General features: G+C 45.1%; 1 protein-coding gene. It reads right to left on the bottom strand.

Annotated features, from left to right (window positions below; translation table 11 throughout):
- Positions 1–903, bottom strand: a 903-nt coding sequence (locus A3739_RS23575) for an ABC-F family ATP-binding cassette domain-containing protein (RefSeq protein WP_156502791.1), incomplete at both ends; no start/stop codon positions are given.

Here is a 903-nt window from a genome sequence, read left to right as displayed (position 1 = left end):
GCGTTAAAGCGTGGCGCATCTCTAAATCCAAATGGTTAGTTGGCTCATCTAAAAGCAGTAGATTAGGTTTTTGCCAGGCAATGATTGCAAGCGCCAATCGCGCCTTTTCTCCGCCGGAGAATTTCTCAATAGTGCCGGTCGCATCATCACCTCGAAAATTAAAGCCTCCTAAAAAATTACGAATGCTTTGTTCCGTTGCCGATGGCGTGAGTCTTTGTAGATGCAAAATTGGACTCGCATTCATATCAAGCGCTTCCAGCTGATGCTGAGCAAAGTAACCAATGTGTAAATGCTCTCCGTGCGTTCGCTCGCCTCGTAACAAGGTTTGTTGATCAACCAATGATTTAATTAGAGTCGACTTACCTGCCCCGTTTGGCCCTAACAGACCAATGCGTTGGCCCGGCAATATTGCACATGAGAAGTCATGGATAATGCTTGTATCCTGATAGCCCAGATCTACATGAGACAAATTCAACAAAGGGCTAGACGTTTTATCTGATTCAGGAAAGCTAAAACTAAATGGTGAATCAACGTGTGCAGGCGCGATGAGTTCCATTCGTTCAAGCTCTTTCAAACGACTTTGGGCTTGCTTGGCTTTTGTCGCTTTAGCTCTAAAGCGACTTACAAATGACTGAATCTCAGAAATACGCTGCTGTTGCTTGGCATATTGTGACTGCTGTAGCGCTAGCTTCTCGGCTCTTAGTCGCTCGAAGTCTGAATAAGTACCGGTATATTGATGTAACTGACGATGCTCAAAGTGCAAGATACTCGTTGCTACTGCATCGATGAAATCCCTATCGTGCGAGATAAATAGAAGTGTGCCTTGATAGCGCTTCAGCCATTGCTCGAGCCAAAGCATGGCGTCAAGATCCAAGTGGTTAGTTGGTTCATCTAACAACAGTA

The sequence above is a fragment of the Oleiphilus sp. HI0067 genome, assembly GCF_001635735.1.
The sequence above is the reverse complement of the archived record's forward strand: the minus strand, read 5'-3'. Positions and strand labels throughout refer to the sequence as shown.